Genomic DNA, 20,919 nt, shown 5'->3' on the forward strand with positions numbered 1-20,919 from the left:
CTGGCGGGTGATTTGTTGCTGATAGTCAACCTTGGGTGCGAGCGGCAACAGGGTGTTGGGATAGGCCGGAAGTCAGTCGCAAAAACTAGATTTGTATTTTGTATGCCGATCCAATCGGGAAAAAATGGAGTAATTCATCCTTCCATTGATGCTATCCAATGCTCAGTGAGCGGCTTTCTGGATTGCTGGGAATCAACCTGTAGCACTGGTGACGGAGGGCTGCAGGCCTTTTTTTGCCCAGTACCCAGACACAATGGAAGTGTACCGTGCTGTGCTGAGCGGTTTACCTCCTTTGGAAACGGGCTCACTCGTTCGAGTACTGTTCTGCCTCGTTGATGCAGTTCTCGCAGAGAGCGCTGCTATGGCAGGCCACTTGTTCGAGTGATATTGCCAACTCTTTGCCTTCAAGGACTATCTAGCAACCCTTGCGGTAGCTGCCCGGGTCCGTCAGACCCTCGCATGCTCTCTGGCGATGAGCGCAATGACTGCATTTTGAAGGGCGCTCAATTGGTCGGAACCCTTGGCAATGGCGAGCTTGGCTATTCCGCTAACCTTGGCGTGCTCATTGGATTTTTGCAGTGTTCAGGCGCTCGTTCCGCTCGTGCAGTACACGAACAATGAATACGACCTGGGTGCGAACCACATAGCTCACTACGAAGGGGTAGCGGGTAAGCACCAGCTCGCGCACGTCCGGGGTTTGGGAAGGGCGTCCCATCCCCGTAAACGTTGCAAGCTGCTCAATGGATTCCAGAATGGTATTTATGACTTCGTCAGCTCTCTGGTGGCCCATCAGCCCCGCGTAATGCTCATGAATCGCTTCCAGATCGCTATCGGCTTTTTCACTTAACTCGATTTGCGGCACGTGCTACCCACTTGGCTTTAACGGTTTCCAGATCGATCGTCTTCCCTGCATTGATGTCGGCCAAGCCTTCATCAATGGCTTTCAGATGCCACGCTTCTGCTTCAACGTAGCGAGACAGAGCACGTTTCAGGTGGTACTGACGATCACGGTCCGTGGCAAGGGCAAGCTGGTCGAGCATTTCGACCAAGCCTTCTTCTACTCGGAATGACAGAACAGGCGATGCCATATTGGCCTCCACGGCTGCTAGCTGTAAACAATGTATACAATAAATGAATCGGTATACTCAGTGTACTTGCTAGCGCACCGGGTGTGTCAACGTTCAGTCAAAACAGATTTTACCGAGAGTTTACGTTTATCGGCTTCTCATCCGTCTAGCGGTTCAGTCAGATGCCGTACAAGCCTATCCCTGAGGACTTCCAGCTCGTCGTCATTCAGACCCAACTGCTTACGGCAAGGATATGGCTGCGCTGACACAGTTGCCGGTGCCCTGCTGAAAGGCAGCTTTCACCGTGAACCCAGCCGAGACACCGCTCGAACGCAGCGCCCCGGCCGTTAGATCAAGCGCGGTAAGGCGCGTAGTCGATGTAGCCGTGCGCATCGCCACCGTAGTAGCTGTCACGGTCCGGGGTCGTCAGGGGCCAGCCGTTTTTCAGGCGGGCGACCAGGTCGGGGTTGCCGATGAAAGGCTGGCCAAACGCAGCCAGGTCGATCAGGTTTTCTTCCAGCAGCGCATCAGCGCGTTCACGGGTCATGTCGCCGGCGAGGATCAGCGCGGTGTTGCCCAGTTCGGCCTTGCAGTGCTTGAGCAGTTTGCGCAGTGCCTGTTCTTGCGCGGCGGAGCTTTCGCCGGCCATAAAGAAGTGCGTCTGGTCCATGACGTGTACATAGGCGATGCCGCGTTCGCGCATGCCTGCGCACAGCGCCGAGTAGGTTTCGTCGATCTCCGGGTAGAGCGGCATGTCGAACAACTGACCATAGGGCGAGATGCGAATACCAACGCGGTCGGCACCGATTCTGGCGCAGGCGGCATCGACCACTTCGAAGACGAAGCGCAGGCGATCTTGCAGGTTGCTCGCGCCGTACTGATCGCTGCGGTCGTTCACCAGGGGATTGAGGAACTGCTCCAGCAGGTAACCATTGGCGCCGTGAATTTCCACGCCGTCGAAACCGGCGTCGATCGCATTCTGCGCGGCCTGGGCGAAATCCTCGACGACTCGCGCCACTTCTTCGGTGGTGAGCGGGCGCGGCACGGAGGTGGGCACGAAGCCGGGTTCGCCGTCTTCTCCATAGGCGAATGCGACTGCGCCCTGTGCTTGTCTGGTGGTGGCGCTGACCGGTGCTTTGCCGTCGATCTGGATCGAGGTGTGGGACACGCGGCCGACATGCCAGAGCTGCGCGAACATGCGACCGCCGACGCTGTGGACCGAGTCGGTCACCAGCTTCCAACCCTGGATCTGCTCTGGGGTATAGATGCTTGGATTGAACAGGTAGCCCTGGCCTTCACGAGAGATCGGCGTACCTTCCGAAACGATCAGGCCGGCGGTGGCGCGCTGGGTGTAGTGCAGCGCGATCTGTTCGGTGGCGATATCCTCGGGGGCACGCGAGCGGGTCATGGGCGCCATGACGACGCGGTTGCTGAGGGGCGTGTTGCCGAGTTTGAATTCATTGAACAGAGTCAAGGCAGTTTCTCCTGTGGAGGGGGAATCAAAAGGACAATGACGGCAGCAGCCTTGGGGAAAGCGGCTGTCAGGGGATTACTGGCGACGTGTCGGCAGCAGCGCAACGATCACTCCGATGCCCATTGGCCACCCGCCAGCTTGCCAGGCAGGGATGTTGCGGCCGCCATCATCAGGACTGATAGTCCGAGCGTGAGGTGTTGTCCGGGGCCAGTTCAGCGCTGCGTGAGGGTTAACGCCGAACAGGTTTTGACATAGTCTATTGGAGAAACAGCGTTTTATTTTTGCTGGTTTCTATCAAGTGAGTGGAATGGAATTCATTAATCGGAGTGTCTATGTTTTCGTCTGAGCGCCTCAAGGGTATCGATGTGTTCGTCATCGTCGCCGATATGGGCAGCTTCACGGCCGCAGCTGAACGGTTGAACCTGACCAACTCGGCGATCAGCAAGAGCATTGCGCGATTGGAAGGGCGTCTGCGCACCCGGTTGTTCCAGCGCACTACGCGTCGGCTGTCGCTCACCGAGGCAGGGGAAACCTTCTACCGTACCTGCACAACGGTCCTTTCGGATCTGGAGGAAGTCGAGATTGCGCTGACTTCGACCCAGACCGAGCCACAGGGCAAGGTGCGTATTGATTTGCCAGCTTCGTACGGGCGTTTACATGTCTTGCCGTTGATTCTTGATTTCATGAAGCAGCACCCCAGGCTGCAGCCCCATGTGTCTTTTTCCGATCGCTACGTCGACCCGGTGCACGAGGGCATCGATATCGTCGTCAGGATCGGTGGTTCAGATGCCTGGCCAGCCGCCATCGCTCACCAGTTTTTTGGAACGCAGAAGCTGATTTTTTGCGCGTCACCCGAGTATGTGAACCAACATGGCGAGCCCAAAACGGTGTCGGACCTCGATGATCACCAGTGCATCGGCTATGGGCAAAATGACGGTATGGCGATCCCCTGGTATTTCAAGGGTCGCCAACCAGGGGATATGGAGCGCAGGATCATGCATCCGCACATTGCCGTGGGAGACGGAGAGGGTGAGGTGATGGCGGTATTGGCGGGGCTTGGCATCGCTCAGCTACCGACCTGGCTGGTCCAGGTGCATCTGAACAGCGGCAGGCTGGTGGAGGTGCTGCCGGATCTTGCTACCGAAGGCCTTCCGATGAATCTTGTCTGGCTTCGAAGTCGCGAGGCGCTGCCAAAAGTCAGCGCTTTGGTCGCCTACCTGGGAGCCAATCTCACGCCTGCCGGGCGTGTTGAGCGGCTTGAATAATCATCGAATCCGGGATGATCGCAAAGCCGCTGACAACACAGAAGCGCGAAGCCGTCCCTGTCTCCTCAGCCTGACGTGATCGAAAACTCGGGGAGGATGTGCTCCTGAAGTTCATCGATCAGCTCCAGAGAGGGGCGCCGCGTGGGCTTGAGGTTCAATGCAACATGATTGATCCCGGCTTCGCGTTGCCGCGAGAAGAAGTCTTTTAGCGCCTTTCGACCTCCCCGCAGCATCCGCCCCGTTTGTAGCGGCGCGTCAGGATTGGTGTCGAGATCGAACATCGCGCCATAGCCGAAAGGGACGAATCCCCTGGAAGCGGTTGCCTCACGCCAATGGGGTACAGCCTCCGGCATGCGCAGCGCGTCGCCATGCCAGATCCAGGCATCTACATTGGCTGCAAGCCACTCCAGGCTCTGTCCAGCACGACCGATGGCAATGATAGGGACGCGTTGAGCTGCGGGTTTGGGGACCAGATCGATATCGCCCCGCAACTGGCCGAAATGCTGTGTCTTCAGGCGCGGAAATGACTCTGAAATCAGCGTTTTGATCAGCGTTAGCGCTTCCCGATAGCGTTCCGCCCTGCTGGCAAAGTCGACCCCGAAAGCCGGGTACTCTGTTGCCCGGTCACCCGAAGCCATGCCAGCGAGAAAGCGGCCTCCCAGGAGTTGGTCCGCCGTAGCGATCTGCTTGGCGGTGATAACCGGCTCTCGCAACGGGCTGACGATGCCGGCAGTGCCGATGGCGATTCTATGAGTGAGCGCTGCCAGCCAGCCCGCGTACACCAGCGGATCGAGGACCTGGCCGGTATCGCCAAATGACGGATCGTAAAACGGCACATCGCGCAGCCACAGCGCCGCAGCATCGCTCTGATCGAGGCGCTGCACGATCTCGGCCTGGTCCTCCAGGCTGGGAAAAGGGCCGTCAGGATAGCCGCGCGCGGGCGAGATGAATCCGATGGTCAACTGATCGGGCTGGAATGTACCGCTGAACGCCGTATGGTTCTCCAGGCCGAGCGATTGATTGTTCTGAGTCATCGTTTTACTCCGTTTCGGAAATCGATCATTCGATTCTATAGATGACCTTTAGGCGGATCTCCGATCTTTTGGATCAGTCATTGTGAAAAAAAATCACCAATATGCTGTCTGCAACATTTAGGCGAACGACTGGCTGCCCATGCAGATTACAAGCACTGACATCATCCTCCTGCGAAATTACGTGGTTTTCATACCTACCCTTTGGCCATTCGCAAACTAATCCTGCCTCCCGGTTTCGCTTTCGCCCTTTCTGATCTATACCTTGGGTTCAACGTTTTGTGAGGCGAGGAGCTTTCAGATGTCAGACGTAGATCAGGTACAAAAGTCGCAACCTTCTCCCAGCCAGAGCCACGATGACGTGATTGCTCAGTTCAAGTGGCAGGGCAAGCAGATCGACTGGTTGCTGCAATGGCTGGTCAAGTTTGTTGCCAACACCAAGGTTGAGATGGGCGTGACGCTGTCGGTGGGCGGGAATCTGGTTTCCGGGCATCTGATTTCTCACGATGCGTATTTCGAGCAGTTGGCCGACGATATCTCGGCACCGTTCAGCTCGTTCGCCAACGGTACTGACGCGACCATGAAAGAGATGATCCTGTCCTTCAAGCCCGGTGAATCGTCTGAAGACACCCCGGCCTTCCATTTCATTCACTTGAAGGACTGCCGCACCTATTCCACCGACGGCAACCCGATTTGTGACGCCGGTGTGCTTTGGCGGGGGCGGATCTCGGCAGTCGACGGTTTCACCATCGGGCTTATCGCTGAAAAGCCTGGCGCAGCCTGACCCCATGGAGCCCCGACGTCCGTCGGGGCTTTTTCAACCCAAGACCAAGATGGCTTCCAGCGTGCCGACTGCACTGGCTGGTCACGGGATGCTGTGCCTGCAATAGCGTCACTTAGCCACTCTTTGCGCGACAAAATGTCGCAAGCCGCTGTCAGGCGAGTAATATGTTCGCCCTGACCTTATCTGCCGAATGGTTTTCGGCATGGCCTGATAAAGAGCTGGCGACAAGAAAAAACAACAAGAACTGAGCCAGGCTGCCCGCCCCGGTCGACGTAAAGAATTAATGAGTAGACGAAAAAGGCGATTAGAGAAAATGACCAAAACTTCGCGACCTTTGTACATTTCCTACGCAGGACCCTCACTGCTGGAAATGCCCCTGCTGAACAAAGGCAGTGCCTTCACCCCGCAAGAGCGGGTCGAATTCAATCTGATCGGTCTCCTGCCGCAGAACGTAGAGACGATCGAAGAGCAAGTCACCCGGGTCTACAGCCAGTACAAACAGTGTGCGAGCGACCTGGACAAGCATATCTACCTGCGTTCGATCCAGGACAACAACGAAACCCTGTTTTTCCGTCTGCTCGACTCCCACCTGGACGAGATGCTGCCGATCATCTACACGCCGACGGTGGGGCAGGCCTGTCAGGAATTCTCCAAGATCTACCGCACGCATCGCGGCCTGTTCATTTCCTACCCCGAGCGTGACCGCATCGATGACATTTTGCGCAGCGCGACCAAGGATCGGATCAAGATCATTGTCGTGACCGACAGCGAGCGAATTCTCGGTCTGGGCGATCAGGGCATCGGCGGCATGGGCATTCCGATCGGCAAACTGTCGTTGTACACCGCTTGCGGCGGGATCAGCCCGGCCTACACGCTGCCGATCGTGCTGGATGTCGGCACCAACAATCGTGAGCTGCTGGACGACCCGATGTACATGGGCTGGCGTCACGAGCGGGTATCGGGCAAGGAATACGAAGACTTCATCGCGCTGTTCATCGACGCGGTGCAGCGTCGCTGGCCGGACGTGCTGTTGCAGTTTGAAGATTTCGCCCAGTCCAACGCCATGCCGCTGCTCGAAAAGTATCGCGACGAACTGTGCTGCTTCAACGATGACATCCAGGGCACCGCTTCGGTTGCCGTGGGTACGTTGTTGGCGGCCTGCAAGGCCAAGAATGAAACCCTCGGCCAGCAGAAGGTGGTGTTTGTCGGAGCCGGTTCGGCAGGCTGCGGGATCGCCGAGCACATCATCGCAGCGATGCGCATTGAAGGCCTGAGCGAAAGCGAAGCGCGCAAACGTATCTTCATGGTTGATCGTTTCGGCCTGTTGACCGAAGGCATGGACAACCTGCTCGACTTCCAGAAACGACTGGCGCAAAAGACCGCCGACGTGTCTGGCTGGACTGCCGGATCAGAAGCCTTCCCGCAGTTGCTCGACGTGGTCACCCACGCCGGTGCCACAGTAATGATCGGCGTATCCGGGCAGCGCGGTCTGTTCACCGAGCAGGTGATTCGCGAACTGCACAAGCATTGTGCCAAACCCCTGGTCATGCCGCTGTCCAATCCGACGTCCAAAGTGGAAGCCACGCCGGAAGAAATCCTGCGCTGGACTGACGGCAATGCGCTGGTGGCCACCGGCAGTCCGTTTGCGCCAGTGGAAATCAACGGTCGCACGGTGCATATCGCCCAGTGCAACAACTCCTACATCTTTCCGGGCATCGGCCTCGGCGTGGTGGCCTGCAAGGCATCGCGCATCACTGACCGGATGCTCATGGCGGCGTCCAATGCGCTGGCCGAGTGCTCGCCGATGGTGACAGGGAAGGGCGATGCGGTGTTGCCGCCGCTCAAGGAAATCCAGCAGGTCAGCCGCAAGATCGCGTTGGCTGTGGCCAGGGAAGCGCAAGCCGAAGGGCTGGCGCTGGAAACTACCGAAGAGGCACTGCTTGAGGCCATCGAGCGTAATTTCTGGTTGCCGGGCTACCGGGCCTACCGCCGTCGCTCGGTCTGATCAGGCGCATTTGAAAGGATGACGTCTCCGCAAGCTTGCTTGCGGAGACACGCTGCTCTGCAAATGCGGTAATGCTGCAACGAATTTCTTTACAGTGAAATAAGCTTCATTCAACCCAATCCTCTCACCATTTTCACATAAAATTGATGATGCGCTGCCTACAGTGCGCGCCATCGGGGAGTTCACTGGCTCCTGAATGCCCGATGCATATTCATTCGATAAGCAGACCACGATGCCGACACCCAGAACTGTTCGTCCAGAAGTTGTAACCCTACTTGCCAGTGCGTTTCTGTTACTGGGTTTCAATATCAATCTCTGGCAGCATCTTTTCTCGATTACCAGCACCGATAGTAAAGGGTTGGCCATGCGCTTTGCGTTTGGCTTGATGATTTTTTGCGTGTTCAATATCGTGCTGACGCTGTTGGCATTCCGTCGTGTGTTTAAACCGGTGTTGATCAGTCTGTTTATGATCAGCGCGGGGGTGGTTTATTTCATGACCGAATACGGGGTCATGATCGACGCTGGCATGTTTCGAAACTTCGCCGAAACCAACGTTACGGAAGTGCAGGGGCTGCTGTCTTTAAAACTGGCCTTGTATATCCTTCTGCTGGGCGTAGTACCCTCGCTGATACTCTGGAAACTGCCGATCAGCTACCGTCGCTGGCACCTTGAACTGTTCAGCAAACTGCTGGTGACGGTTGCGTGCTGCGTGGCAATCGGCGGCGTTGCACTGGCCAATTACCAGGGGCTGTCGTCATTGTTTCGCAATCACCATGAGTTGCGCCTGATGGTGGTGCCAAGCAATTACATTGGTGCGTCGCTGGGCTACCTGAGTGAGCAGGTACTCTCTGCAAGGCGCCCGTTCGTCAAGATCGGCGAGGACGCCAAACGTTCTGCTGATTGGGCCACGCATGCTCGCAAATCGTTGACCGTGCTGGTGGTCGGCGAAAGTGCCCGGGCCGAGAACTTCGGAATCCTTGGTTACGGCCGCAACACCACACCCAACCTGAACAAGGAAAGCGGGCTGGTGGCGTTTACCGATGTGTATTCCTGCGGCACCGAAACCGCCGTGTCGGTGCCTTGCATGTTCTCCAACATGGGGCGCAAGAATTACAACGCTACCCAGGCGCGCAATCAGGAAGGCTTGCTGGATGTACTGAAGCGCGCGGGCATAGACGTGATATGGCGTGACAATCAGGCCGGCTGCAAAGGCACCTGTGATCGAGTGACCTTCCAGGACGTGAGCAATCTCAAGGACCCGCTGTTGTGCAACAACCATGAATGCCGGGACGAGATACTCTTGCAAAACCTGCAGACCTTTATCGACAGCCTCGACAAGGACACGGTGCTTGTTCTGCACCAGATGGGCAGCCACGGGCCTGAATACTACAAACGTTACCCAAAAGAGTTTGAAAAGTTTACCCCGGTGTGTGAAAGCAATGCGCTGAACAATTGCAGCCGGGACAGCATCGTCAATGCGTACGACAATACGTTGCTTTACACCGACCATGTACTGTCCACGCTGATTGATCTTTTACGCGCCAATCAAAACAAGGTCGATACCGCCATGGTCTACCTGTCGGACCATGGCGAGTCGCTGGGCGAGTACAACCTGTTCCTGCACGGCACGCCTTATGTGCTGGCGCCTGATCAGCAAAAGCATGTGCCGATGATGGTCTGGTTGTCCGATACCTATCAGAAGTCCTTTGCCGTCACGCCGGAGTGCCTGGCCAAACAGCGTAACGCACCGTTGAGTCAGGACAATCTTTTCCATTCCATGCTCGGCCTGCTGAAAGTCGACACCAAGGTCTATGACCCCAGTCTCGATATGTTTGCCGGATGCCGCAGCGAGTTGGCGGGCACCGACAAGTAACGACGCGCACGGTGTTCCGGGTATTGATCGTCCTCTCACGTTATGGGGACGATCATCGGCAGCGCGTTTGCCCGGCAGTCGCTGTTCCCGTCCGTCATTTGCATGAAGATGCGCCAGACCCGGACGACAGACGCGCGATAATCTCCCATGACGATATATACTGCGCGCCATTGTTGAAGGGAGAGCCATGTGGCCATCGATATTCACTGGATTCGCGACGACGACAGCCTCGCCCGGCATTGCGCACAATGGCAGTCACTGCCTTTCGTGGCGCTCGACACCGAGTTCATGCGGGTCGACACTTTTTATCCGATCGCCGCGCTGCTGCAGATCGGCGACGGGCAGAGCGCCTGGCTGATTGATCCTTTGCTGATCAACGACTGGCGGCCGCTGTCTGCGTTGCTCGAAAACCCCGACGTCATCAAAGTGGTGCATGCGTGCAGCGAAGACCTCGAGGTGTTGCTGCGCCTGACCGGCAGCCTGCCGGTTCCGCTGTTCGATACCCAGTTGGCAGCCGCCTACCTGAACCTCGGTTTTTCCATGGGCTACTCGCGCCTGGTGCAGGAGGTCCTCGACATCGACCTGCCCAAGGGCGAAACCCGTTCCGACTGGCTGCAACGCCCGTTGTCGGAAACGCAGATCAGCTACGCTGCCGAAGACGCCGTGCACCTGGCCGAGTTGTTCACCATCCTGCGCCCGCGCTTGTCCGACGACAAATACGCCTGGCTGCTGGATGACGGTGCCGAACTGGTCGCCAACCTGCGCCGTGAGGTGGACCCGTACGAGGTGTATCGCGACGCCAAGCTGGCCTGGAAGCTGTCCCGCGCCCAGCTGGCGGTGCTGCGCGAGTTGTGTGCCTGGCGTGAGCGTGAGGCGCGCGCCCGTAATCTGCCGCGCAACCGTATCGTGCGTGAGCACTCGCTCTGGCCATTGGCCAAGACCCAGCCGGACAACCTCGGCGCGCTAGCGCGGATCGAGGACATGCACCCGCGTACGGTCCGTCATGACGGCGAGTTTCTGCTCGAGCTGATCAAGACCGCGAGCGTGTTGCCTCCCGAAGAGTGGCCACCTGCGTTGCCCGAGCCACTGCCCATCGATGCGGCCGGGTCGATCAAGCGTCTGCGCGCAATCGGCCAGCAATACGCCGAGCAACTGGACATGGCCCCGGAGCTGATGCTGCGCAAGAAGACCCTCGAAGCCCTGCTCAAGAGCGGCTACCCCGACGGTCCTTACCAATTGCCCGACTCGCTGCGTGGCTGGCGTCGCGAGTTGATGGGTCAGGCGCTGCTGGACAGCCTGGCCACCCCCGGAGAACCGTCTTGAAGCGCATCTGCTCGATTTATCGCAGCCCGAAAAGAAACGAGATGTACCTTTACGTTCTGAAAAGCGACGTCCTCAAGCGTGTGCCGCCAGAGCTGCTGGTAGCCTTCGGCAAGCCCGCTCATGCATTCGATCTGGTGCTGAGCCCTGAGCGGGCGCTGTCGCGCGAAGATATCAATGTGGTGCTGGAGAACCTCGACAGCCAGGGCTATCACTTGCAGATGCCGCCGGCTGAAGACGATTACATCGAGCACTTGCCCGAAGAGCTGCTGCGCCGCAACGATCCCATGTAATCGTTGCTCACGTTGTAAAGCGGCCCACATCGACGTGGGTTGCCTGTCCTGTTTTTAAGGTTTTTGAAACATGCGCGTTCTGATTGCCGAGCACGATTACCACGTTTACACCCAATTGTTGCGCAAGGCTGCGCCTGATCTGGAAGTTTTCAGCACTGGCGATTCTGCCGAATTGTCGCGCATGGCCAGCGACTGCCCGGTCTGGCTGGGGCAGCCGGACCTGATGGCCAACCTGTTGCGGCAGGGGCACACGCCGCAATGGCTGCAATCCACCTGGGCGGGCATCACACCGCTGCTGGCTGACAGCCTGTCGCGGGACTATCGCCTGACCCGCGCGGTCGGGATTTTCGGGCAGGTCATGGCCGAATTCGTTTTGACCTACATGCTTGGCCATGAGCGCGAGGTGCTGGCGCGCCTGATGAGCCAGGTCGAGCGCAAGTGGGACAACCGCACCGGGCAGAGCCTGTCGGGCCGCAAGGCATTGATCGTCGGTGCCGGTGATATCGGTCAGCGCGTTGCCGAGTTCCTCCTGCCGTTCGGCGTGCAGGTGTACGGTGTGGCTTCCAGTGCGCGCACTCAGGAACCGTTCATCGAAGTGACGGCGTTGTCAGACATGACGCGTCTGCTCGGCGAGATGGATTACGTCATCAACCTGCTGCCCAACACGCCCGAGACGCACGACCTGTACGACGCCAAGCTGTTCGCCAGCTTCAAGCCCACGGCGCTGTTCATCAACGTCGGACGCGGGGTGGCGGTCGTCGACGCAGATCTGGTCGAGGCGTTGAAGGAAGGGCATCTGGCTGGCGCGGTGATTGACGTCTGCCGTCAGGAGCCTTTGCCGCAGCGGCATCCGTTCTGGACTGCCTACGGTCTGCTGTTGACCGGTCACAGCTCGGCGCCTACCTCACCTATGGCCATGACCGAGCTTTTCGTGCATAACCTGAACGCTTTTCAGGCCGGAGGAACGCTGCGCGGCGAGGTCGATTTTTCGCGAGGTTACTGACGCCCTTGCCAGCGAGCCGACGTTTCAGGCGTCGGCTCGCAGGTATCGATCACCGCAAACAGTCGGTTACAGCGAAAAATCACCTTCGGCGGCCAGTTCTGCCAGCGGCTTGCGCGGGCTTGGCACTTCGCGGCCTTGCAGGTAGTCCGGCAGGGTCGATTTGTCACCCAGCTTGCCAATCGCGACGGCCGCGTGCACTGCGTAGCCCTCGGGAATATTCAGTTCCTTGCGGGTCAGGTCCTGATCGAAACCAGCCATACCGTGGGTGTGCCAGCCGCTCAGGCTGGCCTGCAGTGCCAGGTAACCCCATGCCGAACCCGTGTCGAAGGTGTGCCACAGGGCCGGGCTCTCTTCGCTTGCGCCGGGGGCGACGAAGGTGGTCTTGGAAATGACGATCACCAAGGCCGCTGCGTGTTGCGCCCAACTGCGATTGAACTCGTTCAGCAAGCCCAGGTAACGCTCCCAGTTCGGCGTATCGCGACGTGCATAGAGAAAGCGCCAAGGCTGCGAGTTGTACGCCGAGGGCGCCCAGCGTGCGGCTTCGAAAAAGCTCAGCAGGGTTTCCTGGTCGATGCTTTGGCCGTTGAAGGCACGTGGCGACCAGCGTTCGGTGAATTGCGGGTCGATCGGGTGATCGGCGATGCGAGGGTTCGTGCTCATGAGAGTCCTTGATAGCGAAGGTTGAAAACGAGCGTGGCTTGATGGGCCGTGGTCGGCAGGCATCGCTTGAACGCACTGAAAACCCGTTAACGCTACTGTTTTGCCCTGTCGCTGACAAGTCCCGGCTACCGGCAGTCGCAAGTGCTTGGCCCGCACCCCGTGTACCTCTAGACTGGCGGCCTTTTCATTATCGATACCGTTATCCGAACCATGGCCGCTAAAGTTGAACCCTTCTGGATGCGCAAGACCCTTGACCAGCTCGATACCCAAGAGTGGGAGTCTTTGTGCGATGGCTGTGGCCTGTGCTGCCTGCAGAAGCTTGAGGATGAGGAAGACAACGCGGTTTATTACACGCGAATTGCCTGCAAGCTGCTGGATCTGAAAACCTGCCAGTGTTCCGATTACGCAAACCGTCGTGCCTCGGTGCCCGATTGCATTCAGTTAACGCCCGGTCAGGCAGATGAGTTCAAATGGCTGCCACCGACCTGTGGCTATCGCCTGGTCAGCGAGGGCAAGGATCTGCCGCTCTGGCACCATCTGGTGTGTGGTGATCGCACGGCCGTGCATCACGAGCGTATCTCCCAGTCAGGTCGCATGCTCAGCGAGAACAATGTGGCCGAAGACGACTGGGAGGATTACCTGATTTTTCGCGCAGGTTGAACGCTTAAATGACCGGTTTTGGCTCGGTCAGCTCTTCCACGCCTTTGGCAGCCGCCGTCTTCACGGCATGTTCAGCGTCGTCCTTGAGGGTGTTCAGTTGCGCACCGGCACGTTCGATGGTCGAGCGTGCGCTCTGCAGATCGCTGCGGCCTTTTTCCATCAGGCTCTTGGCCGAGCAGTGACCACTGATGCCGCGTGCCAGCGCCGCGCCGCCGATGGCCAGTTGGATCAGGCCCAGAAAGCCGCCACGACGGACGCCTTTACCCATCAGCAATACGCCGCCAGCCAGCGAGCCGATACGCTCCCAGCCCTGGACATTCTGCTCGGGTTTGCGTTGAAGCAGTTCAGGTGTGTCGATGCGTTCGATGATTGGGGTGTCGCGCATGATGGCTCTCCATGAGGTAGTAGGTCGGAGTTGGCAGATTGGAAGCAGTTGCTCGATTCACAGAAACTGACTGCCCATGCGCGACACAGGTTCAATGCTTTTCCGTCAGCGGTCGCTGGCCGGATCAATTTTCTCGCGACCGAACTGCGGACCCGAACGGGTATTGATACCTTTGGCCATGCGGTCATAGAGAACAACGTTGACGGTCGCCGCCAGATTCATGCAGCCCTCGGTCGGGATATAGACCACGTCTTCGCACCAGTCGCGAATCTCCTGATCCAGCGAGCCATCTTCCGGGCCGAAGATATACAGCGCGCGATCAGGGTGCGTGTATTCGGGCAATGCGCGGGCGCCGTCGACCAGTTCGACAGCCACCGGAATGCAACCCAGCGGCAGAATGCTTTTGAGGTCTTCGATGCCGATCAGCGGGATGTCCTGATGGATTTTCTTGGTGTCGGTGATGAAGTCCCGCGCGCGTTCATAGCGTTTACCGGTATAGAACACCGACGCCACGCCGTAACAGCCGGCCGCACGCATGACGGAGCCGACGTTTTCCGGGGACTTGGGGTTGTAAAGACCGATGCAGGCGTACCGTTTGTTGGCCACGGGGAGGGTGCTCTGAAGAAAACCGGGGATTATACGGCAGCCTCGGAGCAATACCATTGACTGTGTTCAGAACCACATGCGCACGCCGACCACCAGTCGCGCGTCCTGGGTGTCTTCGTCGTCCTCGCGCGCGTAATCGGCCGTCTTGCCGTAGGAGCGGTCCCAGCTCACCCCGACATAAGGGGCGAATTGCGGGGTGATCTCGTAGCGCAGTCTGAGGCCGAACTCGCTGGTCGACAGGCCCGAACCATTGCCGCGTTGCGGGTCGTTCTTGCCGTAGAAGTTCAGCTCCGCGGTGGGCTGCAGCACCAGATTGTTGGTCAGTTGGAGGTCGTAGTCGGCCTCCAGGCGAGCGGCGGTCTGTCCGGCTTCGCCGATGAACGCGGTGGCCTCGATATCCAGATCCGAAATGGCTTGGCCCTGCAGGCCGAAGGCGGCCCAGGTTTGCGGCGCGCCCGGTTTGAAATCCTGACGTGCTCCGGCGACCACGTCCCACCAAGGGCTGATCGAGTGGCCCCACAACGCCTGGATTTCCGCTTCTTCGGTCTTGCCGTTGGTTCGCTCACCTTCGGAGCGCAGCAGCAGGCGGTCGATATCACCGCCAATCCAGCCGGACAGGTCCCAGGCCAGAGCGCTGCCGTCGTTGGCGTCCTGCCATTCCAGCTTGTCGGCCAGAAAGTAACTGTTGATGGCGCTGTCATGAACCTGATGGCCGGCGTGGCTGGTGTACACCGCAGCCCGGTCCGCATCAGTGATCGGCGGGATCGGGGTTCGGCTCTGGTTGGGCGCAGCCTGTGTCGAGGGCGTGTCCTCGCTGTCGCCGGCGTTCATGTGCATCGCATGGCTGTCGTGGTCCATGCCCTCCATTTCGGCAGCCAAGGTCGAGGCCCACGGCGTGGCGGTCAGCCCGGCGGCCAGCAGCAGCATCGGCAGGCGGGGAGAATTCAGCGTTCTGCTCAACATCAAGGTCCTCATTCTTCCACCCGCACTTCGCGGAACATGCCCATTTCCATGTGGTACAGCATGTGACAGTGATAAGCCCAACGGCCCAGCGCATCGGCGGTCACGCGATAGCTGCGGCGTGATCCTGGTGGCATGTCGATGGTGTGTTTGCGCACCATGAACTGTCCATTCTCGTCTTCGAGGTCGCTCCACATGCCATGCAGATGGATGGGGTGGGTCATCATCGTGTCGTTGACCAGCACGACACGCACCCGCTCACCGTATTTGAGCATCAGCGGTTTGGCGTCCGAGAACTTCACACCGTCGAATGACCAGGCGTATTTTTCCATGTGCCCGGTCAGGTGCAGCTCGATCGTGCGACTGGGCTCACGGCCGTCCGGGTCTTCGAAGGTGCTGCGCAGGTCAGCGTAGGTCAGGACTCTGCGGCCATTGCCCCTGAGGCCGATGCCCGGATCGTCGAGCTTTGGCGAGGTGCTCATGGCTTGCATGTCGACCAGCGGGTTGTTGTTTTCGCTCTCGGGGTGCGATTGCGGAGTCGGCGTTTTCTGGGCCGGCGTCTGCGCGTGGTCCATTCCGGGCATCGCGTCGTGGCCCATCTTGCTGTGGTCCATGCCCGCCATGCCCATATCATCCATGCTCAACAGCGGGCGTGGATCGAGGGGCGGCACGGCAGCCTGCAGGCCGGGCCTGCTGGCCAGGGTGCCACGGGCATAACCGGTGCGGTCCATCGACTGGGCGAACAGCGTATAGGCACCTTCCGCCGGTTCGACAATCACGTCGAAGGTTTCCGCTACTGCGATGCGCAACTCATCGACGGTCACCGGCTTGACGTGCAGGCCGTCGCTGGCCACCACGGTCATCTTCAGGCCCGGAATACGCACGTCGAAGTACGTCATTGCCGAGCCGTTGATCAGCCGCAGTCGGATCCGCTCGCCAGGCTTGAACAGCCCGGTCCAGTTCATGTTCGGCGCCTGACCGTTCATCAGGTAGGTGTAGGTTGCGCCGCTGACATCCGCGAGATCGGTCGGGTCCATCCTCATCTGCGCCCACATCCAGCGATCACGGGTGGTCTCGCTCCAGCCTTTTTCACCCACGTCGTTGATGAAGTCGCCGACGGTGCGCTGGTTATTGTTGTAGTAATCGGACTGTTTCTTGAGCGTTTTCATCAGCTGGACCGGCTCTTCGTCGGTCCAGTCGCTGAGCATGATCACGTGTTCGCGGTCGTATTCGAACGGCTCCGGCTCTTTCGGGTCGATCACCAGTGGCCCGTAGACCCCCGACTGTTCCTGGAAGCCGGAGTGGCTGTGATACCAGTAGGTGCCATGCTGCCTGACCTTGAAGCGGTAGACATACAGGCCATCCGGCGCAATACCGTCAAAGCTCAACCCCGGCACGCCGTCCATGTTGGCCGGCAGGATGATGCCGTGCCAATGGATGGATGTGGCTTCGTCGAGCCGGTTTTTGACCCTCAGGGTCACGGTGTCGCCTTCGCGCCAGCGCAGCAGCGGGCCGGGAATACCGCCATTGATGGTCTGCGCGGTCTTGGCATTGCCGGTGATGTTGACCTGGGTTTCGCCGATATACAGATCGAACTCGGTGCCGGACAACCCGTTGGGCTGGCCCGGATTGGCCACCGCCCACGCCGGACTGCGCCACAACCCGAGGCCGCCGAGCAGGCCACTGGCGGCCAGCCCTTTCACAAAGGTTCGTCTTGAGGTTCGGGTGGGCATGGCGAGATATCCGGTCGGTCGGGTGGCCGCAGGCCAGGGGAAGTGCGGGTAGGGCAGGGGAGCGTGGCTGGTCGAAAGCGCCGAGGTTACTCGTCCTTTTTCATCAGCCCGGCCAGTGCAGCGAACGGGTTGTGAGTGGCCTTGGCGGTTTTCGGACTGCCCAGGGAGCCATCGGCGAAGTACTGCTGATCGGTGTAGCGCGAGTGCTCGTTATCGTGGCAATACAGGCACAGCAGCTCCCAGTTGGAGCCGTCCTGCGGGTTGTTGTCATGGTTGTGGTCGCGGTGGTGTACGGTCAATTCGCTGAGACGTTTGCCTGCGAACTCGCGCGCGCAGCGGCCGCAAACATGCGGGTACATGCGCAGCGCCTTGTCACGGTAGCCCATCTCGCGGTCGCGCTGGGCGTCGGCCAGGATGCGGTCCAGCTTGGCAGTATGGGAAGGAGGATTGGCCGTGCTCATGGTGTCACCTGTGCGTGTGCGCATTGAAAGCGGAATATCGGCAAGTTTAGCGCCAGATAGGCAAACTCACACCTGTTGGGAGAGTAATTGACCATCGACCATGCGCAGGCGCTTGGACAACGAGATGGCCAGGGCACGAATGATCTTGGCGGCGATTTTCGGTGCTTCCTCGAGCATCTTGTCCAGCGAATCACGGCCCAGGTTCAATAACTGGCAACTGGTGGCTGCGATACAACTGGCCGAGCGGCGCTCGCCATCCAGCACCGCCATTTCTCCGAAGGCGCGGCCGTGGCGCAGAACGGCGATTTCCACCTGTTGACCGTCTGCGGCAAGCTTCTGCACAGACACGGTGCCCTGATGGATGATGCACATGAAGGTTCCGGCGTCGCCCTCGGCAAAGATGGTCTCGCCTTTATCGATATCGGTAATGCTGAAATAGCCGGCTACGGTAAAGAAATCGCCCGGCAGCAGGGTGTCGAACAGGCCGCAATCGAGCAGCATGTCGCGTATGGCGTTGTTCAGGTTGGACAGTGGTTCTGACATGTTAGGTCTGGTAATCCTGACAAAGGGGCAACTCCGCTGCCCCCGATCCTAGTAAGACAGGTGTTTCACACCAAGTTCATTCAGCGATCTGCAATACCTTGAAGATAAATGCGTACTCCAGCGCCACGTCACGCAAGCCTTGGTAGCGACCGCTCATGCCACCGTGCCCGGCGCCCAGTTCGGTCTTGAGCAGCAACGGATTATCGTCGGTCTTGGTGGCGCGCAATTTAGCCACCCATTTGGCGGCTTCCCAATACTGCACACGGCTGTCGTTGTAACCGGCGATGACCAGCATGGCCGGATAGGCCTGAGCCGTGACGTTTTCGTAGGGCGCGTAAGCCTTGATGCGCGCGTAGACCTCCGGCTCCTGCGGGTTGCCCCATTCGTCGTATTCGGTGACGGTCAGCGGCAGGTCCGGGTCGAGCATGGTGTTCAGCACGTCGACGAACGGCACTTCGGCAATCGCTGCCTTGAACAGCTCGGGCCGTTGGTTGAGCACCGCACCGATCAGCAGACCACCGGCGCTGCCACCGCTGATCACCAGTTGTCCGGCGCTGGTCAGGCCCTGGGCGACAAGGTGTTCGGCGCAGGCAATGAAATCGCCGAAGGTGTTCTGTTTGTGTTCCTGCTTGCCGTTGCGATACCAGGCCTCGCCCAGCTCGCCGCCGCCGCGTACATGGGCGATGGCGAACGCCACGCCACGGTTGAGCAGGCTCAGGCGCGCGTGGGAAAACCACGGGTCGAGGCTCTCGCCATATGCGCCGTAGCCGTACAGGTACAGCGGGGTGGCCTGTCCGGCCAGTTCGCGCTTGACCACCAGGCTGATCGGCACCTGGGTGCCATCGCTGGCCGTGGCCCACAAACGCTGGCTGACGTAGGCATCGGCGTCGAAGGTGCCCAGTACCGGCGTTTCCTTGAGCACCACTTGCTCGCCGCTGGCCAGGGTCAGTTGACGGACCTGGGCCGGACGGTTCAGCGACTGGTAGCGCAGGCGGATTTTGTCGCTGTCGAATTCCAGCGTGTCCTGCACATACAGGCTGTAGGCGGCGTCAGGTAGCTGCACGCGATAGGTCGGCAGCGCTTGCGGACGTACTTCGATGATCGGCAGGCCGCCCTCGCGCAGGCTCAGGCTGATGCCTTTGGCGTTGAGGCTGACGCCTTCGAGCATGACCTTGTCGTCGTGCGCGACCAGCGTCTGCCAGTCCTCGCGCACCGGTACGCCACTGTCCTGTTGCGCAGCCTGATACAGCGCGAAGTTGATACCGCTCTGATTGCTGCGGATGAACCAGGTCCAGACGCCGTCGAGCAGCCCGTGGTCCGGGTAATATTCGTGACCTTCGCTGCGCGGTGCGAGGCAGGTGAAGGCCTGTTGCGGATGATCGGCGTCCAGCACCCAGGCTTCGCTGGTGGTTTTGCTGTTGAGCAGAATGATCAGTTGGCGCTCGGAGCTGCTGCGGAAACAGTGCAGGAAGAAGCGGCCGTCCGGCTCGTCGAACACCTGCTCGGCCGATGCCGTGCCCAGGGTATGGCGATGCAGCCTGCCCGGGCGATGGGTTTCGTCCAGCTCGCCGAAAAACAGGGTCTGGCTGTCGTTGGCCCAGGTCATGCTGCCGTCGCAGTTTTTGAAGGGCAGGCTGCTGATCTGACCGGTGCTCAGCTCCTTGACGTAAAGCTCATATATCTCGTCGCCACTGGTGTCCAGGCTGTAGGCCAGACGCTGGTGGTCAGGGCTGATGCTGAACGCGCCCAGCGAGAAAAAGCCGCCATCGGCCATCTCGTTAGGGTCGAGCAACAATTCCTCAGCGCTTTCGTCCACTGTGTTGCTGTCGTCGGCCGGGCGCGGGCAGCGGTAGTGCCGGGCGTATTCATCGCCTTGTGTGGTGCGGGTGTAATAAAGGTAGGGCCCCCAGGGGGAGGGCAGCGACAGGTCGGTTTCGAGGATGCGGCCCTTGATTTCCTCGAACAGGCTTTCGCGCAACCCGGTCTGTTCTGCCAGTTGCTGCTCCTGCCAGGCGTTTTCGGCCTTGAGGTAGTCGAGCACTTCGTCGGTGTCGCGGTTCTGCAGCCAGGCATAAGGGTCGGGACCGTCGGCCTTGCGAGCGATCGGGGCGCTGGAGGTTGCATTCGGGAAGGACATGCTGGGCTCTCTGTTAAGGCATCAATCAGGAAAATATCGGTACACGCTGAACCGAATACTGAAGCGAGGCAAGCCGCGTCAGGCAAAAGCCGTTATCATAAGCGCCTCTTTACCTGGCTTACCACGGACGTCATGACCGAAAACGACTATCTGATCGCCTGGAGCGTCTACGCCTTCGCCGCGTTGGGTTGCCTGCTGGTATGGTTTCTGATGACCCGCTGGATGTGGCGGTACCTCAAGGAGCCGTTGCTGGTGGCGGTCGCGGTGCTGCTGTTTACGCCGACCATGGTCGACCCTGCCAAGGACGCGATGGCGCCAGCCGTGGCGATCACTGCGCTCGACCTGATGTTCAAGGTCGGCAGCAATATCTGGACCGCCGTGTCGGACCTGGCCATGTATGGCATGTTCGCCTTCGCCGCGTACCTGCTGTTTGTGCTGATCCGCTGGCCGATCGAACGTAGCCGCAAGGCACGTCAACCGCAGCCGGTTGCTCAACCCGTCGAAACAGACCCCGCTGACGAGCCGTTTGCCGAGGATGACTCGTACGCCCGCAGATCCGCTGCGCCCATTCCTCCGGCCAGAGGCACGCGGGTCGAGCCGCGGTTGTAGATCCCGCTTCGTTGGCAAGCGCTGTTCACTGCGGCGCATGACCCGCTGCA

At 59.4% G+C, this 20,919-nt stretch carries 21 protein-coding genes; 9 read left to right on the forward strand and 12 right to left on the reverse strand.

What is annotated here, in order from left to right; genetic code table 11:
- Positions 1 to 562: 562 nt before the first annotated feature.
- From AC54XV_RS07975 to AC54XV_RS07985, 3 genes are all read right to left on the reverse strand, one after another.
- On the reverse strand, positions 563 to 862 hold the full coding sequence (locus AC54XV_RS07975; protein ID WP_080395982.1) for a type II toxin-antitoxin system RelE/ParE family toxin: 300 nt from the start codon (positions 860 to 862) through the stop codon (positions 563 to 565).
- Entirely contained in the window at positions 840 to 1,088 is a 249-nt protein-coding gene (locus AC54XV_RS07980; protein ID WP_058398537.1) for a CopG family ribbon-helix-helix protein, read from the reverse strand. The genes AC54XV_RS07975 and AC54XV_RS07980 overlap by 23 nt, the downstream gene beginning before the upstream one ends.
- A 331-nt stretch (positions 1,089 to 1,419) precedes the next feature.
- Complete coding sequence (locus AC54XV_RS07985; protein WP_058398538.1) at positions 1,420 to 2,541, reverse strand: alkene reductase; 1,122 nt, start codon at positions 2,539 to 2,541, stop codon at positions 1,420 to 1,422.
- Between the two features lie 332 nt (positions 2,542 to 2,873).
- Here AC54XV_RS07985 and AC54XV_RS07990 point away from each other — a divergent pair, with 332 nt between their 5' ends.
- A complete protein-coding gene (locus AC54XV_RS07990) occupies positions 2,874 to 3,806 on the forward strand; it encodes a LysR family transcriptional regulator (RefSeq protein ID WP_054092081.1) in 933 nt (310 codons plus the stop codon).
- A 65-nt stretch (positions 3,807 to 3,871) separates the two neighbouring features.
- Here AC54XV_RS07990 and AC54XV_RS07995 read toward each other — a convergent pair whose 3' ends face one another.
- Positions 3,872 to 4,840 (reverse strand): LLM class oxidoreductase, encoded by a 969-nt coding sequence (locus tag AC54XV_RS07995; RefSeq protein WP_058398539.1) that lies wholly within the window; start codon positions 4,838 to 4,840, stop codon positions 3,872 to 3,874.
- A gap of 298 nt (positions 4,841 to 5,138) precedes the next feature.
- On the opposite strand from AC54XV_RS07995, the gene gvpU reads away from it, so the two are divergent.
- The 6 genes from gvpU to AC54XV_RS08025 all read left to right on the forward strand — a co-directional run bounded on the left by gvpU (position 5,139) and on the right by AC54XV_RS08025 (position 12,115).
- Positions 5,139 to 5,621, forward strand: coding sequence for a gas vesicle accessory protein GvpU (gene gvpU, locus AC54XV_RS08000; RefSeq protein ID WP_010432140.1), 483 nt, complete (start codon positions 5,139 to 5,141; stop codon positions 5,619 to 5,621).
- Between the two features lie 313 nt (positions 5,622 to 5,934).
- Positions 5,935 to 7,626 carry an NAD-dependent malic enzyme gene (locus tag AC54XV_RS08005; protein ID WP_003409449.1) on the forward strand — a complete coding sequence of 564 codons (1,692 nt, stop codon included), beginning with the start codon at positions 5,935 to 5,937 and terminating at the stop codon, positions 7,624 to 7,626.
- Between the two features lie 232 nt (positions 7,627 to 7,858).
- Positions 7,859 to 9,499, forward strand: a complete 1,641-nt coding sequence (locus AC54XV_RS08010; protein ID WP_058398547.1) for a phosphoethanolamine transferase — start codon at positions 7,859 to 7,861, stop codon at positions 9,497 to 9,499.
- A gap of 189 nt (positions 9,500 to 9,688) precedes the next feature.
- Positions 9,689 to 10,822, forward strand: a complete 1,134-nt coding sequence (gene rnd / locus AC54XV_RS08015) for a ribonuclease D (protein ID WP_010432132.1) — start codon at positions 9,689 to 9,691, stop codon at positions 10,820 to 10,822.
- A complete protein-coding gene (locus tag AC54XV_RS08020) occupies positions 10,819 to 11,112 on the forward strand; it encodes a YcgL domain-containing protein (protein WP_024639940.1) in 294 nt (97 codons plus the stop codon). Before rnd ends, AC54XV_RS08020 begins: the two co-directional genes overlap by 4 nt.
- 70 nt (positions 11,113 to 11,182) lie before the next feature.
- Positions 11,183 to 12,115, forward strand: coding sequence for a D-2-hydroxyacid dehydrogenase (locus AC54XV_RS08025; RefSeq protein WP_058398540.1), 933 nt, complete (start codon positions 11,183 to 11,185; stop codon positions 12,113 to 12,115).
- 66 nt (positions 12,116 to 12,181) lie between these two features.
- Here the strand turns inward: AC54XV_RS08025 and AC54XV_RS08030 are convergent, their stop codons facing one another.
- Positions 12,182 to 12,775, reverse strand: coding sequence for a nitroreductase family protein (locus tag AC54XV_RS08030; RefSeq protein WP_011267101.1), 594 nt, complete (start codon positions 12,773 to 12,775; stop codon positions 12,182 to 12,184).
- 210 nt (positions 12,776 to 12,985) lie between these two features.
- Here AC54XV_RS08030 and AC54XV_RS08035 point away from each other — a divergent pair, with 210 nt between their 5' ends.
- Positions 12,986 to 13,435, forward strand: a complete 450-nt coding sequence (locus AC54XV_RS08035; protein ID WP_003407229.1) for a YcgN family cysteine cluster protein — start codon at positions 12,986 to 12,988, stop codon at positions 13,433 to 13,435.
- A gap of 4 nt (positions 13,436 to 13,439) precedes the next feature.
- On the opposite strand, the gene AC54XV_RS08040 is transcribed toward AC54XV_RS08035, so the two are convergent.
- The 7 genes from AC54XV_RS08040 to AC54XV_RS08070 all read right to left on the reverse strand — a co-directional run bounded on the left by AC54XV_RS08040 (position 13,440) and on the right by AC54XV_RS08070 (position 20,260).
- Positions 13,440 to 13,820, reverse strand: coding sequence for a YgaP family membrane protein (locus AC54XV_RS08040; protein WP_011267102.1), 381 nt, complete (start codon positions 13,818 to 13,820; stop codon positions 13,440 to 13,442).
- Positions 13,821 to 13,925: 105 nt separating this feature from the next.
- Positions 13,926 to 14,426, reverse strand: a complete 501-nt coding sequence (locus AC54XV_RS08045) for an RNA methyltransferase (RefSeq protein ID WP_003317406.1) — start codon at positions 14,424 to 14,426, stop codon at positions 13,926 to 13,928.
- A gap of 66 nt (positions 14,427 to 14,492) precedes the next feature.
- The gene (locus tag AC54XV_RS08050) at positions 14,493 to 15,389 is read right to left on the reverse strand and encodes a copper resistance protein B (protein WP_419178398.1); all 897 of its coding nucleotides are present in this window, start codon (positions 15,387 to 15,389) and stop codon (positions 14,493 to 14,495) included.
- An 8-nt stretch (positions 15,390 to 15,397) separates the two neighbouring features.
- On the reverse strand, positions 15,398 to 17,119 hold the full coding sequence (locus AC54XV_RS08055) for a copper resistance system multicopper oxidase (RefSeq protein WP_496718304.1): 1,722 nt from the start codon (positions 17,117 to 17,119) through the stop codon (positions 15,398 to 15,400).
- Between the two features lie 86 nt (positions 17,120 to 17,205).
- Complete coding sequence (locus tag AC54XV_RS08060) at positions 17,206 to 17,580, reverse strand: YajD family HNH nuclease (RefSeq protein WP_003317410.1); 375 nt, start codon at positions 17,578 to 17,580, stop codon at positions 17,206 to 17,208.
- A gap of 66 nt (positions 17,581 to 17,646) precedes the next feature.
- On the reverse strand, positions 17,647 to 18,123 hold the full coding sequence (locus AC54XV_RS08065; RefSeq protein WP_011267105.1) for a cyclic nucleotide-binding domain-containing protein: 477 nt from the start codon (positions 18,121 to 18,123) through the stop codon (positions 17,647 to 17,649).
- Positions 18,124 to 18,199: 76 nt separating this feature from the next.
- Positions 18,200 to 20,260: a S9 family peptidase gene (locus AC54XV_RS08070; protein WP_058398543.1), complete on the reverse strand. Its 2,061-nt coding sequence runs from the start codon at positions 20,258 to 20,260 to the stop codon at positions 18,200 to 18,202.
- 132 nt (positions 20,261 to 20,392) lie between these two features.
- On the opposite strand from AC54XV_RS08070, the gene AC54XV_RS08075 reads away from it, so the two are divergent.
- A complete protein-coding gene (locus AC54XV_RS08075; protein ID WP_024641149.1) occupies positions 20,393 to 20,869 on the forward strand; it encodes a hypothetical protein in 477 nt (158 codons plus the stop codon).
- Positions 20,870 to 20,919 lie beyond the last annotated feature (50 nt).

This window comes from Pseudomonas fragariae (ex Marin et al. 2024), assembly GCF_059621105.1.

Coding starts and splice junctions, on each gene's coding strand:
- AC54XV_RS08030 (WP_011267101.1), bottom strand. CDS start 12,775: ATGAGCACGAACCCTCGCATCGCCGATCACCCGATCGACCCGCAATTC.
- AC54XV_RS08050 (WP_419178398.1), bottom strand. CDS start 15,389: ATGTTGAGCAGAACGCTGAATTCTCCCCGCCTGCCGATGCTGCTGCTG.
- AC54XV_RS08025 (WP_058398540.1), top strand. CDS start 11,183: ATGCGCGTTCTGATTGCCGAGCACGATTACCACGTTTACACCCAATTG.
- AC54XV_RS08060 (WP_003317410.1), bottom strand. CDS start 17,580: ATGAGCACGGCCAATCCTCCTTCCCATACTGCCAAGCTGGACCGCATC.
- gvpU (WP_010432140.1), top strand. CDS start 5,139: ATGTCAGACGTAGATCAGGTACAAAAGTCGCAACCTTCTCCCAGCCAG.
- AC54XV_RS08040 (WP_011267102.1), bottom strand. CDS start 13,820: ATGCGCGACACCCCAATCATCGAACGCATCGACACACCTGAACTGCTT.
- AC54XV_RS08010 (WP_058398547.1), top strand. CDS start 7,859: ATGCCGACACCCAGAACTGTTCGTCCAGAAGTTGTAACCCTACTTGCC.
- AC54XV_RS08035 (WP_003407229.1), top strand. CDS start 12,986: ATGGCCGCTAAAGTTGAACCCTTCTGGATGCGCAAGACCCTTGACCAG.
- AC54XV_RS08070 (WP_058398543.1), bottom strand. CDS start 20,260: ATGTCCTTCCCGAATGCAACCTCCAGCGCCCCGATCGCTCGCAAGGCC.
- AC54XV_RS07980 (WP_058398537.1), bottom strand. CDS start 1,088: ATGGCATCGCCTGTTCTGTCATTCCGAGTAGAAGAAGGCTTGGTCGAA.
- AC54XV_RS08065 (WP_011267105.1), bottom strand. CDS start 18,123: ATGTCAGAACCACTGTCCAACCTGAACAACGCCATACGCGACATGCTG.
- AC54XV_RS07990 (WP_054092081.1), top strand. CDS start 2,874: ATGTTTTCGTCTGAGCGCCTCAAGGGTATCGATGTGTTCGTCATCGTC.
- AC54XV_RS08055 (WP_496718304.1), bottom strand. CDS start 17,119: ATGCCCACCCGAACCTCAAGACGAACCTTTGTGAAAGGGCTGGCCGCC.
- AC54XV_RS08075 (WP_024641149.1), top strand. CDS start 20,393: ATGACCGAAAACGACTATCTGATCGCCTGGAGCGTCTACGCCTTCGCC.
- AC54XV_RS07995 (WP_058398539.1), bottom strand. CDS start 4,840: ATGACTCAGAACAATCAATCGCTCGGCCTGGAGAACCATACGGCGTTC.
- AC54XV_RS08005 (WP_003409449.1), top strand. CDS start 5,935: ATGACCAAAACTTCGCGACCTTTGTACATTTCCTACGCAGGACCCTCA.